A 16,454-nucleotide genomic window follows, 5' to 3' on the forward strand; every position below is an offset into this window, starting at 1 on the left:
GGCAGATATGTGGGAGGCAGAAGAATGGATCGGAGCCCCCGCCGAAGGGCTTGAAGCATGGTCAGCGCGGCTGCTGGCTGAGGCTACGACTCGACTGACGGACGCTCCTGACGACATGGGTGAGGTCTCCGTTTACTTGACGCGTGAATGGGTCAGACTTACGGATCTGCCGGCCGGCGAGGGACCGATTTTACTCTGCAGAGTGCGCAGTTCGGGAGCGGCCGGGCCGATGTTTTCCTATTTCATTGGTGAATTTGTAAGGAGTCGCCTGCGGAGGCTTAGTGGCATAGATTCCCAGGATGCCAGACGCTTTCGCTTTCATCTGGATGCACGGGCAGGGCGCTCTATCCGCATCGTCGCTTCAGTGTCTCAGGGCTCGGTGAAACTCAGACTAGGGCGCCGCTTGCCAGAGCGTGAGGCAAGGGTGCTCCTGCTTGGCTGGCAGGTCCCCGCGCCTGATGGGGGACATCCTGGTGTAACGCATCACATGTTTCCCGTAGAGACTTTACCGATCTTGCGTAAGGCATTTGAGGGGCTTCGGATCGTACTGGACGAGCGTTTGGGCGCAGGGAGAGAAAACTGATGACCGTTATGTCGAAAACTGTCGAAGCAACAGGCGTCCATGAGGCAGCGAGGAGTCTGGCAGAGAGTCTCAGGCAATACATTGAGGCTCAATATCACATCCGTGATGAGGGGCTTATTAAAGAGCGCCATGCGCTTCTTCGAAGGGATGCAACCGTCGCCCAAGTCCCTTATGTGGAAGCCACTCCAGTCTATAAGGTGGGTGATCCCTACGACAGCCTGCCGATCCCTAATGCTGCCGTCGACGCACTGACCCAACTGGCGGGGATGGGCGTCGGCCTTTACCCCCATCCCTACGAGCACCAGTCGGAAGCACTCGTGTCTTTCCTCGGCAATGAAGCAGCCGACCTAGTAGTGGCTACTGGTACCGGTTCTGGTAAGACCGAAAGCTTCCTTATGCCTGTTATTGGTAAGTTGGCAATCGAAGGGGAAGAAAGGCCAGCGTCTGCTGAGCTTCCAGGCTGCAGGGCGATGTTGTTGTATCCGATGAATGCCTTGGTCAATGACCAGCTTGCACGTATCCGGCGAATGCTCGGCAACCCCGAGGCTGCAAAGGTCCTCTCAAAGGGACGAGCGAGGCCCATACGTTTCGGCAGCTATACGGGACGCACCCCCTATCCAGGACGCCGATCCTCCGTGCGGGATGAACGATTTATCAAACCTCTTTTCGAAGAGTTTTATCGCAAGGTCGCAGAGAAATCGGCAGTCCGGATGGAGCTGGAGCGCATCGGCCGCTGGCCCAGTAAAGATCTGGATGCCTTCTATGGGCGAGAGCTGGCTCAGACCAAAACCTACGTGTCGGGTAAGAAGGCTGGCAAGCAATATATTGCCAATAACTGGGGCCATCGGCTTGTTACGCAGCCCGGTGACCGTGAGCTCATGACCCGGAACGAGATGCAGCAGCGCTGCCCGGAACTGCTCATCACCAACTACTCCATGCTTGAATATATGCTCATGCGCCCCATCGAGCGGGGCATTTTCGAGCAGACTAGGGATTGGCTCAAAGCTGATCCCCGGAACGAATTCATCCTCGTTCTCGACGAGGCGCATATGTACAGGGGGGCTGGTGGCGCCGAGGTCGCTCTTCTCATCCGGCGCCTCTGCGCCCGCCTGGAGATACCCCGTGAACGCATGCGTTGCATTCTAACCAGCGCGAGCCTTGGTTCAGGCCCGACTGCAGTCGAGGACGGTGAGCGCTTCGCCCGGGATCTAACTGGCTTGCCAGACGGTTCCTCTCGACGCATCAGAGTGATCCAAGGAACCCCTGAGCCGCGTTCTCTCCCTCGTCCCGCCACGCGCGAAGAGGCCGAGGCGTTGGCGGAATTCGATCTTGGGGCCTTTCAGAATGCCGCCAACGACCTCGGCGCCGCACAGATGGCCGCGATGGAACTCGCCGCACGTCTGAACTGGCAGGTGCCAACCGCAGGGGATCATGCATCATTCCGTGACTGGCTCTTCGAGAATATGACCGACTTCGGTCCCCTTGAGACACTGATCGCGACGGTGTCGGGCAAGGCGGTTAGGCTCGACACTCTCAGCGAGGCGCTCTTCGGCGAATCTCCACCTGACACCGCAGCGCGGGCGGCTGACGCCTTGCTTGCTTTGGGTAGTTATGCCCGGCGGCGCTCAGATGGTCGCGTATTGATACCGACCCGCTTGCATCTTTTCCATAGAGGGCTGCCTGGGCTTCACGCTTGTGTGGACCCTGAATGTTCGCAAAGACTCGGCGGCCACGCCGGCCCCACTATCCTAGGGCGCCTTCATACGAAGCCGTTGGACCGGTGCTATTGCACGTCGAAGGGAAGGGTCTACGAATTGCTCACCCACCGCGATTGCGGTGCCGCTTTCGTCCGCGGCTACGTGAGTTCCGATATGGATTTTGTATGGCATCAGCCGAGTGGCCCATTGTCCGAAGGCGGTACTATCGAACTCATTCCGATTGAGATATTGGTCGAGGAGAACGTTCATCCACGCAGCCGCCACAAAGACATGTGGCTTCACGTTCCAACCGGAAAACTCTTCCCAATCTGCCCCTCTGATACCTCGGGCTACCGCAAGGTAAAAGTACCCGACAAGGTCGCCGCAGGCCAGGTCGAGATCGCCTTCGACGAATGCCCTGTATGCATGCGCAGGACCCGAAGCTCTAAGAGCGAGCCCTCCAAGGTGATGGACCATGTGACGAAGGGCGAGGCTCCATTCACTGCGTTGGTCCGCACGCAGATGGCTCGCCAGCCGGCAAGTCGCACTATCGATGCAAAGCATCCCAATGGCGGTCGAAAGGTACTCATCTTCTCCGACGGCCGCCAGAAGGCTGCCCGGTTGGCCCGCGACATCCCCCGCGACATCGAACTCGACGTGTTCCGACAGGCAGTTGCGCTCGCATGCGCGCGACTGGAGGCAATTTCCCAGGAGCCGCGACCTAACCGTAATTTCTATCTCGCTTTCTTATCCATCCTCTCTGAGCATGACCTTCTCATTTTCGATGGGCAGGATGCGAAGAAGATCGCTGCCGCTCGTGCCGAATTCGAGCGCGACTGTGAGGGAGACCTGAGGCAAGCTCTCGACGATGATTTCGAACCATCGGAAACGCCACCCGCACGGTATCGGATAGCGCTGCTGAAGCTTTTTTGCAGCAACTACTACTCGCTGTCGGGAACAACCGTCGGCTTCGTCGAGCCCGCACGAGCAAAACTCAGGAAGCTCAAAGACGATATCAAGGCGGCAGGGATCGCTCTTGGGGACGAGGACGTCCGGGCACTCGCAGTTGCCTGGATAGATGCACTGCTCAGGGAGTTCGCATTCGACCCGTCGCTGGACTCGGTACTCCGCTGTAAGGCGGCCGGTTACTTCAAGCCGGATTGGGGAAGCAAAGGGCAGTTCGACCGGGCCTTCGCGGAGGCCCTTGCCCGTCGCCCCGGTTGGGGGAAGCTCGCCGTCGAGGCTATCGAGGCAGCGTTCCGCAGCCAGTTGGCGTCCGAGAAAGACAAAGTCTGGTTCCTTACTCCGAACACACTCCGCCTACGAGTCGACCTTTCCCACGTTTGGGCTCAGTGTCCAGATTGCACAGCCCTCATGCCTCTCGCTTTAGGTGGGACGATCTGCCTCGCTTGCGGAGGCGAAGGAGTCAGACTAGTTGATCCCCTGGTGAGCAATTACGTGGCCGCCCGTAAGGGCTTCTGGCGCCTGCCGGTGCAAGAAGCTCTCGCTTCTGGCGCTCGGCTCTCCAACTTGAGCGTCGAAGAGCACACAGCCCAACTCTCAAATCGGGACCGCAGCAGCGTCCACGCTACCACCGAGCTTTATGAGCTTAGATTTCAAGACGTCCTTATCGAGGATTCCGACAGGCCGATTGACGTGCTCAGTTGTACCACCACCATGGAAGTTGGCGTCGACATCGGTTCTCTGGTCGCGGTAGCACTGAGGAACGTTCCCCCCCAACGTGAGAATTACCAGCAACGTGCCGGTCGTGCTGGCCGTCGCGGTGCTTCGGTCTCGACTGTCGTGACGTATTCCCAGACCGGGCCTCACGACAGCCACTATTTCCTGAACCCCGAGCACATCGTGGCTGGGTCGCCGCGTACACCCGAGGTTAAGGTGGATAACCCCAAGATCGCTCGACGTCACGTGCACGCTTATTTGGTCCAGACCTTCTTTCACGAACTTATGGGGCAAAGGGGCTATGGTCCTGATGAAAAAACGTCAATGCTTGAAAAGTCGCTCGGGCCGACACGACAGTTTTTCCATGGGGCACGGGACACTGGTCTAAACCTAGAAGGATTTGGCGATTGGGTGTCACATCGCGTCCTAGCCGCCGAGGGTGATCTGAGGGCATCTATCGCAGCATGGCTTCCACCGTCCCTAGATACCGGCGGTCGACCGATCGAGGAGTGGCTCGCGGAGGTGGCAGAGGAGCTCCTGACGACTTTGCGTCGGCTCAGCGCAGATGTTCCATCACCTGCTGTTTCGGAGGACGACGGAGAGAATAAGGAAGTTGAGGACAACGAAAACGCGGGACCGAATCTAGAGCAGGAAGAACTCCTGGAGTTTCTTTTCTTCCATGGCCTCCTACCGAGCTACGCGTTTCCCACAAGCCTCTGCAGTTTCTTGGTGGAAAAGCGCGAGAAGAATCTCAAAGGCATTTGGGAAGTTCGCACGGTTCAGCGGCCACAGCAGTCGATTTCTCAGGCATTAAGCGAGTATGCCCCCGGGCGGCTGATCGTTATCGATAAGAAGACTTACCGTTCCGGAGGCGTGTTCGCTGACCTTCCAACTGGGGAGGTGAGTCGGGCCAGACCGCTTTTCGCAACTGCGAAAAAGCTCGTCCATTGCGAAGCATGCTCCTTTGTACGTGATCCCCATACGGCCCAGGGAAATGATAGTACTTGTCCTGTTTGTGGCGGAGCGTTGAAAGAGGAGACGATGATTCAGCCAGAAGTCTTTGGTCCCGAATGCGCCAAAGAACTTCCCGAGGACGACCGCGAGCAAGATATCACGTTCGCAACGATGGCGCAGTTCCCGCAGCCCGTTGATCCGGAGGTATTCACCTTTAGGCCGTGTGGGCCAAATGCTAGTTTCACTCACGCGACCGACCGCAGGCTAGTAACCGTCAACCGAGGCAAAGAGGGTGGTCAGGCCAACGGGTTCTCGGTATGCGTCGAATGCGGAGCTGCCTCCGTCTTCGACCAGTTCTCGCCGGCTGGTGGGCCTCACGAACGCCCCTACCGCTACCTCGGCCCGCAGGGGACTCCACAGCTATGCTCTGGTGAGTTCCGACGTGTGCTTCTTGGTCATGACTTCACAACTGATTTATTGCTGGTAAGGCTGAAAGTCGCCGCTCCGCTAGTGACCGACACCAGTGACATAGTGACACTACGAATGCTGGAGGATGCGCTTCACACGATCGCAGAAGCCCTCCGGCTCGCTGCGAGCCGCCATAGGCAATTGGACCTTGATCCTGCTGAGTTTGGTTCCGGTTTCCGTGTTGTCCCCGTTCTTCAAAACGAGGCTCGGATGTTGGACATATTCCTATACGATACACTCTCGGGGGGCGCAGGTTATGCTGAAGTGGCGGCGAGAAATCTTCCAGAGATCTTGGTGGATACTCTTATTCTGTTGGAGAGTTGCACCTGCGACACTTCATGCACTGAATGCCTAGACCACTTCCACAACCAGCACATCCAAGATCGACTCGACAGGAAGCTCGGCGCGGCGCTTTTACGCTACGGAATATTCGGTGAGGAGCCGCGTTGCTCCCCTCCAAATGTACAGGAGGTCACTCTGTCCCAGTTGTGCGCCAGTCTTGAGTTGGACGGCTTCCGGTGCTTGCCAGGTGGTATGCCTGAAGCCCCCATGCTTGTAGAGCATGGAGGGCATCGAATGGCCTTGGGGTCCTTCCCTGGACTAATCGGTCGGCCGGAATTCGTTCATGCGGTCAATAACGCACAGAATGTCCATGGCTACTTAGCATTGAACGAGTACCTGCTCAGATCCAACCTGCCGGATGCCCATCAGCGGGTTCGGAGCTTTTTCCGTTAGTCACCGGAGTCCGTGTCTTTGGGATATGTTCTAGGGACACGTCATCTGAACGGCGAGCCAGGCCATTTACCTCGATTTAGTTAGTGAGCGACTCAATTGAATCAAGGGGTTTCAGGTAGGGTCGGGGAGTTATGCGAAACAAAATGGTATATCGCCAGTTGCGCCGTCCATTTATAGTCATGTGGCATAGAAGATGATCAGAATACATGGGGAAAACGACAATTCGCCGGAGTATCAGGCTGCTGAGAGGCTAGCAGGTCTCGCAGCTGCGTATATTTCCGGGCTTGATGAAGATAGTCAGGTTGTTCTTGAGATTTTTCCTTCGGCTAAATGCTTTGGGCAAAAGGTCCAGGATATTGATTTGCTCGTTTTCTTTGCCAATTATCGCAAAGAAGAAATCCGGTCAGAAAAAACCAATACACTAATCCATTCATTCTGTGCTTCGTTTGAAGTAAAGGGGCATTCGCCGAGCTTGGTTCGCTTTGAGGGGAATAGGTGTTTTGTTAAATATAATGATAGTGATCATGATGTCACTACGCAAAGTGATGGGCAGAAATACTCTATAAAAAAGTACATTGAGAAAAATAGCCTGAGCAAAAGCTCTCCTTGGATTACAAACTTTATTTGGCTCGAGCGAGTTCAATGCTCGCTTATTCCGAAGTCGCAGAACAACATCCTTGGATCAGATGTGACTTGGGGGCTCTTGTTGGAAAAGGTAGCCTTATTATCGAGTCGGCCAGGTTGTAACGAGGTGTGTTGCTTTTCCGTGCGCGCATACATGGCTAACACTTTGGCAGTTTTTTCAAACGTGCTGGTCCCATCTAAAATCGACAGAAAGCGGCTTGAGGCGATCACAAGGTCTGTTCTGGATCGAACGCAGCAACAGTACGCCGAGAAGCTGGGAAGGCAACTTCTAATATTTAGAGGGCGCGGGGGGACGGGAAAGACAGTACGCCTTATTCGCATGGCATATCAAGCATATGACGAGTTTGGTTTGCGTGTTGTACTGCTTACCTATAATAAGGCTTTAGTCGCAGATCTGCGTAGACTTCTGACCTTGCTCGGAGCTAAGGATTCGGTCGGGGTGGGAAGTATCTCGATCAAGACTATTCATAGCTTCATGCGCGAATGGCTGCTGGCTTTGGGTTTTATCTCGAAGCAGGAGCCCGATTTCCTTGAAGCATATGAAGAGTATAAAAAAACTGCGCTTGAGTACTTGTTGGCCGGTGCTGTGACACAAGAAGAAGTCGAGAGGTCGAGATCTACCCGCAGTAGGTCATTGACATGGGACCTGTTGCTCATCGATGAATCGCAAGATTGGCCTGCTACTGAGCGAGATCTAATCTATCAGCTATACGGGCCAAAGAAGGTAATCATTGCCGACGGGGTTGACCAGTTCGTACGAGGTGTGGAAAAAATCGATTGGCGAGCAAATATAGGAGTGTGCGAAAGTCAGATTGTTCCGCTAAGAAAAAGTCTGCGACTCAAGTCCAGCCTTTGCCAGACAGTAGGCCACTTCGCAAAGGAAATTGACTACGCGAATTGGAACCTCGAACCTCTGCCTGAATCACACGGCGGGAAAGTCATCGTAGTTGTTGGTGATCCATTCTCCAAGAAATTTCATTCTAAACTAGTGGCAACTGCTAGAGATGATGGGAATAAGCCGATTGACATCCTGTTTTGTGTTCCACCTGGATGGGTGGAAACATCCGCCGATGGGCAAAGGCGCTCGAAGGTTGGAAAACAGTTTGCTGAATGGGGTCTTGAGTGTTGGGACGCCGTCGATCCGGAGCAGCGAGATGAATATCCAACCAGCGTTGAGCAGTTTAGGATTGTTCAGTACGAGTCATGCCGAGGCCTTGAGGGATGGGTCGTGGTTAATTTCGCCTTAGATGAGTTTTTTTCTTACAAACAGGAGAACGCTAAAGTCAGCGAGGAGGAGAAAAACGATATATTCTACGACGAGGCAGAGGCGGCCCTGGAGTATGCGAGAAAGTGGGTAATGATTCCTCTTACAAGAGCAATAGATACACTCGTAATCCATGTCTCGGATCCTGGGTCATACATTGGAAGGGTCGCTATTGATTTGCATCGGAAGTATCCTGATAGCATTGATTATTATGAGTTTTAAGGCTTCGGTACTATCGTCTAATAGTTGGTTTTGGTGGGGCTTTATACAGTGCGAACTTTCACTGTAGAAAAACAGGTTTCGTCTTGTGCGCTTCTAGGCTCAGGTAGTGAAGTTCACTTCTGCTCGAAAGCGAGCCATGTTTAATATTTTTAAGATTAAACATGGTTGTGGGCTCTCAGGTAGAGGTTTATGTGTTGATGCTTATTTTTATAGATGACGTGAGCGTTAGATCCGGAGAAGTTCTTTGCGGTTTCGTAGCCTGGATACCATGTCGCGATATCGTGGGCAGCGATCGCAATACTTTAGAGGGCGCCCAATACCGCCTGTGACACCCCCCGCAACTGAGGCTCCTGCAGCTGCAATGCGGCCAAAGGTATATATACGAAACTTTACTCCTTGGGACTCAATTAGTCGCTCCAGAGTTGCGACGATTGAGAAAGGCCTGAAGCTGAACCGTTACTGGGGCTCGAACTGCCAAGGGTGTACATTGAAGGAATAATGCACATAGAGTGCTCAGCGGCGATTGAGTCGCATGGGAACATGAGTCGGTGCTTGACGCGATGCAGCCCCGCCTAGATCAAGCTCTGGAAATGATACGCATCCGCTGCCCGACGACGGTGGAGCATCCGTTCTGCGCGCTGAAGACTTGAATGGGCGCCGCAGCAACACCCTCACCAATACTGCAGCGTTGCGCCAACGCTGGCTGGGCGTATTGCCCGGCGACTGAGAGTGATGAGCGATCGCTCAATTAGTCTCCGCTATGGCATCGCATCTCCAGTGCTCTGGATGGCTTCGAGACGTTCGCCGAGCCGTTTCCAGGCATCTGCTTTTTCTTTGGCATAATCGTGATGCAGATAATGCCTGCGTACCTTTGAACCACCCAGCAAGTGATTTTGACAACGATCGATGATTTCCAGTGCGACACCAAGCTCTTGCATCATGGTGGCACCGGTACGGCGCAAGTCATGAGGAGTCCATTCCCCTTTGGTGCCTTTGCTTAGTACCAGTGAGTCGTCATGGTGGCGGCCAGTAAGTGGCTTGCTGCGATTCTTGAAGCGGCACTGCCGGTCACCAATTAGCTTGCTGACTGTCTTGGTGTCAACGTGGCTATTCTCATCCTTGCTGGGGAAGCAGAACGGGGTATGGCCGGTTTCTTCTTTCAGGCGCTCGAACTGCTTCAGCGCGAATGACGACAGAAATACATGGTGATCCTGGCGCTTGCCCTTGTGGCCCTTCGTAGCCTCGGCAGGGATGAACCAGGTGCCTTTCTCCAGATCCACATGACGCCATTCGGATTTGAGCAGTTCGCCGATGCGGCAGAGGGTGCTCAGGCAGATCCAGACGGCGCATTGCACGCGCGGATTGACTGGGCGGATGCCAGAGTATTTCTGGCCGGCGGGGAGGGCGTCGTAGTCGCGTTCCAGGCGGGCGAAGATATCACGCAGCTCGCGGATTTCGTCAGGAGAGAGCAGGCGATCGCGCTGTTCCTCGTAGTCGTGGTCGAGCAGCTTATTGACATCAATTAGGTCGGCTGGATTGCCGTCGGCCATCAGGGTGCGCCATGGCTTGCGTTTCTCGGCCCAGCGCAGCATCTGGCCGATGTCCTTGCTGCGAATCACTACGGTGCGATTCAGGCCGCGGGCTTTGACTGAGCGTAAGACGTTGAGCAGGTCTTTCTCGGTCAGGGTGCGCAGCGGCTTCTTGCCAATGAGTGGAAGCACGTCTTTGGTGAAACTACGGCGCAACTCGGCGTTGCCGTCCTGGCGGGACACACCGTCGCGCATCCATTCTTCGAAGAGATCGGCGACCGTCTTGTTCTCTGCAGCCTGGCGCTCGGCTTCAGCAATGGTGGCAGCGATGGCGGCCTGGGCTTCGATCTTGGCGGCCTTGCGGGCAGCGGTGGGGTCGATTCCTTTGGCGGCTATCGCTTTCACTTCGTCGCGTTCGGCGCGAATCTGCGCTAGCGATTTCTTCGGCCAACTGCCCAGGCTTTGGTCGCGCTTCATTCCATCCTGCTTGAATTCGTAGCGGAACTGCACCGTCACGCCGCGCACGCCGGCACGGACTTTGGCGACCAGTCCCCCGTCTTCGCGGAGGATCCGGCCGTCATCGGCTGTGGTGAGCGCCTCCAGTTGCTTGGCTGTCAGTTTGGCCATGTCCTACCCCTTGCCTAGTTCGGCTTCATGGAATTTTACCCCACTTTTACCCCACCTAATCGTTTGGCTGTCGGTGGATGCTCGTGGATCGCGATGGACGCTAATTTAGCCTGTATGCCCCGTATTTACTAGGGTGTAGGCGATCCGTCAGTGTCCATCGGCGTCCATGGAAATCCACCAAATAAGCGCATGGGGTGCAAGGGGTAGATTATTTAGGGCGCTCTGTCTCGATCAAGTATTGCTAAGCACATACGCTGCTTGAGCTGTTTTTATTTCTGGCTCCAAATTGCGCACGAAACCATCGAGAGAACTCGCTCATATCCAAGTCTGAAACAGCATCCGGCCAGACCTACTGGCTTGAAGGCCCTTGTCAGATAGCGGCCTTCGCTGAGGTCAGGCGACGTCACTATGGAATGGCAGCCACTGCTCAACAAAACCAGCCGACCCCCACCCAGCAGAAGTCGGCCCCCCAACAGCCCAAACCCCTCACGTCCCAGTCTTCACCCTCGTCCAGACCCGCGTACGCACCCGCTCAAGCCTCAAGGGCAATGTCTCTAGCGGATACAACGTATCCATGACCTCCTTCGTGGGATACAGCGCCGGGTTTTCGCGCAGTTGGGCGTCTATCAGTTTGGTGGCGTCCTTGTTGCCGTTGGGGTAGCCGACGTAGTTGGAGTTCTTCGCGGTAATTTCCGGGCGCAGGATGTAGTCGATGAAGGCGTAGCCTTGTTGTGGGTGTGGTGCGTCCTTGAGCAGCGCCAGGTTTTCCATCCATACCGGGGCGCCTTCGCGGGGGATGCTGTAGGTGATCTTCATGCCGTTGTGGGCCCGTTCGGCGGTCTGTTTGGCGCTGTATACCGAGCCGCCCCAGCCGACCACGGCGCAGATGTCGCCGTTGGCCAGGTCGGAGGGGAATTTCGATGAGTCGAAGTAGCGGATGTAGGGGCGGATGCTCTGCAGCAGGGCTTCGGCGCGTTCATAGTCGGCCGGGTTCTTGCTGTTGGGCGGCAGGCCCAGGTAGTGCAGGGCGATGGGGATGATTTCCACCGGCGCGTCGAGCATGGCGACGCCGCATTCGCTGAGCTTGCTGATGTTTTCCTTCTTGAAGATCAGGTCCCACGAGTCCACCGGCGCGTCCGCTCCTAGCCGTTGGGCGACCTTGTCGGCGTTGTAGCCGATGCCGGTGGTGCCCCACATGTAGGGCACCGCGTAGCGGTTGCCCGGGTCGTTCACCTGCAGCTTGTGCAGCACTTCGGCGTCCAGGTGCGGCCAGTTGCCCAGCTGCGAGCGGTCCAGTTCCTGCAGCACGCCGGCCTTGGCGAAGTTGGGGATGAGGTCGTCCGGGATGATGACCACGTCGTAGCCGCTGCGGCCGGCCATCAGCTTGCTTTCCATCACCTCGGCATCGTCGAAGACGTCCTGGACCAGCTTGATGCCGGTGGCGGCCTGCAGTTCCTTGGCCGTGTCCGGCGCGAGGAAGTCGGACCAGTTGTACAGGTGCACGGTCGGCGGCTCGGCGTGGGCGGTGCCCAGCGCGAGCAACGAGGCCAGGCCGAACGGGAAGAGGCGCGGGAATTTCATCTGGGGCTCCTGGCTGGCCTGTTCCCCGGGAGGTGGCCAGCGGTCTGTTGTTATTGGCAGGTAGCGAAGGGCGCTTGCAAAGCGTGGGCTCAGGGAATCAGCAGCTCACGGCGGCCGTCGGCGTGCTCGATGCGTTCGCCGGGCAGCTGGAAGCGCTTTTCCGCCTGGTAGTCATAGAGTTCGCGGGCGGCGGCGATCTGGCTGAAGTCCAGTTCGACGAAGTGCCGGCATTCGCGGTTACCGGCTTCGAACTGGATGCGGCCGAAGGGGTCGACCACCGCGCTGCAGCCGGCGAAGGTGATGTCGTCCTCGCCTTCGCCCACGCGGTTCACCACGACGGCGAACACCTGGTTCTCCTGGGCGCGGGCGGTGATGGAGGTGCGGTGGACGTGGCCGTAGGGCTCCATGTTGCCGTCGCTGACCAGGATCAGTTCGGCGCCGAGTTCCGCCAGGGCGCGGGCGCTCTCGGGGAACTCGCTGTCGTAGCAGATCAGCAGGCCGATGCGCACGCCGCGCCACTCAAGGGTGGCGTAGCGGTCTCCGGGCAGCACCAGGCCCGGCTCGGAGACCCACAGGTGGGTCTTGCGGTAGCTCAGCGCCAGGCCTTCGGGGGCCACGAATACGCTGGTGTTGTAGAAGCGGCCGCCGTCGTTCTCGATCAGCCCGACGACCACCGCCACGCCGCGTTCGCGGGCAGCACGCTGCACTGCCTGCAGGCTCGGGCCATCCAGCGGTTCGGCATTGGCGGCGATGTTCTGCGCGTTGAGGAAGCCGGTGATCTGCGCCTCGGGGAAGACGACGATGTCGGTGTCCGGCGCGCAGCCGGCGATGGCCTGCAGGATGCGGTGGAGGTTGTAGGAGGTGTCGCCGTCGCGGGCGGCTTGTTGCACGAGCTCGAGTTTCATTGTTCGGACCTTGTCGATGAGCTGGGGCCGCACCGGGAAAGTCAGTGACTTTTCGGCAGGGCCAGTGCAAGTATGCGAAGCGCAAGCGAATTTCCTATTCCGCCGTTTAGTTAACCCTGGGGGTACTGCATGGCTCTGACGCTCCTGGACGTGGCCTGGCACCGGGCCTTCGGGCAACTGGCCGAGCGCCTCGACCGGCCCGATTTCTGGCGCGCCCTGGCCGACGTACTGGGCGACCACATGGCGCTGGGCAGTTGGGTGGCGCTGATGTTCAGCGACGACCGCCCGCGCATATTCGCCGAGAGCCCCTACCAGGGCGGCGGCCCCGACCCGCTGTTCCACGATTACGTTGAGGGCCTGTACCTGCTCGATCCCTTCTACATCGCCAACCGCGAGCGGCCGGCAAGCGGCCTGTTCCGCCTCGCCGAGGTGGCCCCTGAGTGCTTCCGCGAGACCGAGTACTACCGGCTGTACTTCACGCACAACGTGGTGGAGGACGAGGTGCAGTACAACGTCTGCCTGGATGGCGAGCGCAGCCTGTGCCTGTCCCTGGGCAGCCGCTCGCGCTTCGAGCCGCAGCAGATCGCACTGCTCGAACTGATCCGCCCCTGGGTGTGCGCGCTGATGCGCCAGCGCCTGTTCTTCGAGGGCGGAGTCAACGAGCCGTCCCCCCGGCCCGGCGTGCGCTGGCAGGGCAACCTCGAGCAGATCATGGCGCGCCTGGGCACGCCCCTGACCGGCCGGGAGCTGGACGTCATCCGCCTGGTGCTCAGCGGCTGTTCCAACAAGGAGGTGGCGGCCAAGCTCGACATCTCCGCCGAGACGGTGAAGGTCCACCGCCGGCACGTCTATGCCAAGCTCAAGGTCAAGTCGCAGCCGGAACTCTTCAAGGTCTTCCAGAACGCCCAGGCCGGCAGCTGACGCCGCTCAGGGGAACAACGCCCGTTCGATGAAACGGGTGGTATCCCGCAGGCTCGCGCCGATGCGCTCGAGGCCATCCTGCTCGTGCTGGGCGCTGATGCCGATGGCGGAGATCACGAAGCGCGGCTGTCCTTCGCGGTCGACGATGGCGCTGGAGACGGTGCTGACGCCGCGGTAGAGCTGGTTCTGGTCGATGCCCCAGCCCCTTTCCGCGGCCTGCGCCACTTCCGCGCGGAACTGTTCGAAGCCGGGCGGGCTTTCCCAGCGGATTTTCGTCAGCCGGCGGCGCAGTTCGGCATCGGGCAGGTTGCGCGCGGCGGCGATGCAGCGCCCCGCGGCGCCGGCCAGTTCCGGGAGGCGCGCGCCCAGGGCTACGTTGATGTGCGCGGTGGGCGGGATCGAGTGGGCGATGACGCGGATGTGGGCATCGCCGGTCAGTTGCCAGAGGGTGATGAGGATGTTGTGGTTCAGGCTCAGCCCGTCCAGCTCCGGCTGGATCAGGTCGGCGTAGCTGCGGCCGATGAAGCCCACGGCCAGCTCCGACAGGCCCAGGCCCAGTTGGTAGGTCTTGTCCTGGCCGTTGAAGCAGACCAGTTGCTCGTGGCTCAGCGTGCGCAGGATGTTGAACGAGGTGCTGGGGCTGATGCCGGTGGCGCGGGCGATGCTGGTCACGCCTTCGGGCGCCTCGGCGGCGGCCAGGTGGCGGAGGATGTGGATGGCGTTGACCACCGCGCCGACGTCCTTGGCGCCGGCGCGGCGGGGGTGGCTTTCGCCTGTGGGCTTTTCGCGGGTCATGCTGGGCACCGGGGCAGGGGAGTGGTTCGGGCCGGGCCGGCCACGGGGAGCGACCGTGGCTGGCTGGCGTCACATGTTGGGCGGACTTACATGTCGGGATGATTTACATGTTGGGATAGTTCGGCCCGCCGGTGCCTTCCGGGGCGATCCAGGTGATGTTCTGCGCCGGATCCTTGATGTCGCAGGTCTTGCAGTGCACGCAGTTCTGCGCGTTGATCTGGAAGCGCTTGCTGCCGTCGTCGTTGCTCACCACTTCGTACACGCCGGCCGGGCAGTAGCGCTGCGCGGGCTCGTCGTAGAGCGGCAGGTTCTTGGCGATCGGCACGCTCGGATCGGTCAGCTTGAGGTGGATCGGCTGGTCTTCCTCGTGGTTGGTGTTGGAGAGGAACACCGAGGAGAGCTTGTCGAAGCTGAGCTTGCCGTCGGGTTTCGGGTAGTCGATCTTCGGCGCTTCGCTGGCCTTCTTCAGGGTTGCGTAGTCCGGGGTGGTGTCGTGCAGGGTGAGCGGGATCTTGCCGCCGAAGAAGTTCTGGTCGATGAAGTTGAACGCACCGCCACCGATGGCGCCGAACTTGTGGATGGCCGCGCCGAAGTTGCGGCTGCGGAACAGCTCGTCGTACAGCCAGTTGGCCTTGAAGGCGTCCACGTAGTTGCTCAGCTCGTCGCCACCTTCACGACCGGCGGCCAGGGCTTCGGCGATGGCCTCGGCGGCCAGCATGCCGGACTTCATGGCGGTGTGGCTGCCCTTGATCTTGGCGAAGTTCAGGGTGCCCAGGTCGCAGCCGATCAGCGCGCCGCCGGGGAAGACCATCTTCGGCAGCGAGTTCAGGCCGCCCTTGCAGATGGCGCGGGCGCCGTAGGCCACGCGCTTGCCGCCTTCGAGGTACTGCTTGATTACCGGGTGGTGCTTGTAGCGCTGGAACTCGTCGAAGGGCGACAGGTGCGGGTTGCTGTAGGACAGGTCGATGATCAGGCCGACCACCACCTGGTTGTTCTCCAGGTGATAGAGGAAGGAGCCGCCCGGGTTGTCGTCGTTCAGCGGCCAGCCGGCGGTGTGCACCACCAGGCCCTGGTCGTGCTTGGCCGGGTCGATGTCCCAGATTTCCTTGATGCCGATGCCGTAGTGCTGGGCGTCGGCGTCGCTGTCGAGCTTGTACTTCCTGATCAGCTGTTTGCCGATGTGGCCACGGCAGCCTTCGGCGAACAGGGTGTACTTGGCGCGCAGCTCCATACCCGGGGTGTAGTACCCTTCTTTCGGATTGCCTTCACGGTCGACGCCCAGGTCGCCGGTGACGATGCCACGGACCACGCCGTTCTCGTCGATCAGCGCTTCCTGGGCGGCGAAGCCCGGGTAGATCTCGACGCCCAGGCCCTCGGCCTGCTGGGCCAGCCAGCGGCACAGGTTGCCCAGGGAGATGATGTAGTTGCCCTCGTTGTGCATGGTCTTGGGCACGAAGAAGTTCGGCACCCTGGTGGCGGCCTGGTCGTTCTTCAGGACATAGATGTCGTCACGCTTGACCGGAGTGTTCAGCGGGGCTTCGAGTTCCTTCCAGTTGGGGAACAGCTCGTTCAGCGCGCGGGGCTCGAACACGGCGCCGGAGAGAATGTGGGCGCCTACTTCGGAACCCTTCTCGACCACGCAGACGCTGATCTCCTGACCCGCGTCGGCGGCCTTCTGCTTCAGTCGGCATGCGGCGGACAGACCGGCAGGGCCGGCGCCGACGATGACGACGTCGAATTCCATGTATTCGCGTTCCACTTCCTGCTCTCTCCTGTTTCAGTGGCGTTGGCTGGCGCCGGCATCGATGCAGCTCCGCAATGGGGCGCATGATTCAATGAATGAAATGA

Annotated in this window: 8 protein-coding genes and 1 pseudogene; 4 read left to right on the forward strand and 5 right to left on the reverse strand. The window is 58.7% G+C overall.

The annotated features are described in order from the left end of the window. Positions 1-582 precede the first annotated feature (582 nt). From ACTWJ5_RS10470 to ACTWJ5_RS10480, 3 genes and pseudogenes are all read left to right on the forward strand, one after another. Positions 583-6,117, forward strand: coding sequence for a DEAD/DEAH box helicase (locus ACTWJ5_RS10470; RefSeq protein WP_043317340.1), 5,535 nt, complete (start codon positions 583-585; stop codon positions 6,115-6,117). 193 nt (positions 6,118-6,310) lie between these two features. After that, positions 6,311-8,248 (forward strand): AAA family ATPase, encoded by a 1,938-nt coding sequence (locus ACTWJ5_RS10475; protein WP_082033876.1) that lies wholly within the window; start codon positions 6,311-6,313, stop codon positions 8,246-8,248. A gap of 418 nt (positions 8,249-8,666) precedes the next feature. Continuing rightward, positions 8,667-8,892: pseudogene (locus tag ACTWJ5_RS10480) on the forward strand (IS5/IS1182 family transposase); the annotation flags it as partial. A 114-nt stretch (positions 8,893-9,006) separates the two neighbouring features. Here the strand turns inward: ACTWJ5_RS10480 and ACTWJ5_RS10485 are convergent. The 3 genes from ACTWJ5_RS10485 to ACTWJ5_RS10495 form a co-directional block, all read right to left on the reverse strand. Further along, the gene (locus ACTWJ5_RS10485; RefSeq protein ID WP_043317342.1) at positions 9,007-10,404 is read right to left on the reverse strand and encodes a tyrosine-type recombinase/integrase; all 1,398 of its coding nucleotides are present in this window, start codon (positions 10,402-10,404) and stop codon (positions 9,007-9,009) included. A gap of 486 nt (positions 10,405-10,890) precedes the next feature. Then, entirely contained in the window at positions 10,891-11,985 is a 1,095-nt protein-coding gene (locus ACTWJ5_RS10490) for a polyamine ABC transporter substrate-binding protein (protein ID WP_444438419.1), read from the reverse strand. An 89-nt stretch (positions 11,986-12,074) separates the two neighbouring features. Beyond that, positions 12,075-12,890: a carbon-nitrogen hydrolase family protein gene (locus ACTWJ5_RS10495; RefSeq protein WP_444438420.1), complete on the reverse strand. Its 816-nt coding sequence runs from the start codon at positions 12,888-12,890 to the stop codon at positions 12,075-12,077. Between the two features lie 129 nt (positions 12,891-13,019). On the opposite strand from ACTWJ5_RS10495, the gene ACTWJ5_RS10500 reads away from it, so the two are divergent. Next, a complete protein-coding gene (locus ACTWJ5_RS10500; RefSeq protein WP_074985816.1) occupies positions 13,020-13,811 on the forward strand; it encodes a helix-turn-helix domain-containing protein in 792 nt (263 codons plus the stop codon). Positions 13,812-13,817: 6 nt separating this feature from the next. On the opposite strand, the gene ACTWJ5_RS10505 is transcribed toward ACTWJ5_RS10500, so the two are convergent. Together ACTWJ5_RS10505 and ACTWJ5_RS10510 are read right to left on the reverse strand one after the other, a co-directional pair. Further along, the gene (locus ACTWJ5_RS10505; protein ID WP_074985818.1) at positions 13,818-14,606 is read right to left on the reverse strand and encodes an IclR family transcriptional regulator; all 789 of its coding nucleotides are present in this window, start codon (positions 14,604-14,606) and stop codon (positions 13,818-13,820) included. Between the two features lie 103 nt (positions 14,607-14,709). Further along, positions 14,710-16,365 carry an electron transfer flavoprotein-ubiquinone oxidoreductase gene (locus tag ACTWJ5_RS10510; RefSeq protein WP_444438423.1) on the reverse strand — a complete coding sequence of 552 codons (1,656 nt, stop codon included), beginning with the start codon at positions 16,363-16,365 and terminating at the stop codon, positions 14,710-14,712. Positions 16,366-16,454 lie beyond the last annotated feature (89 nt).

This window comes from Pseudomonas sp. A6, from assembly GCF_052367875.1.
Lineage (GTDB): Bacteria > Pseudomonadota > Gammaproteobacteria > Pseudomonadales > Pseudomonadaceae > Pseudomonas > Pseudomonas citronellolis.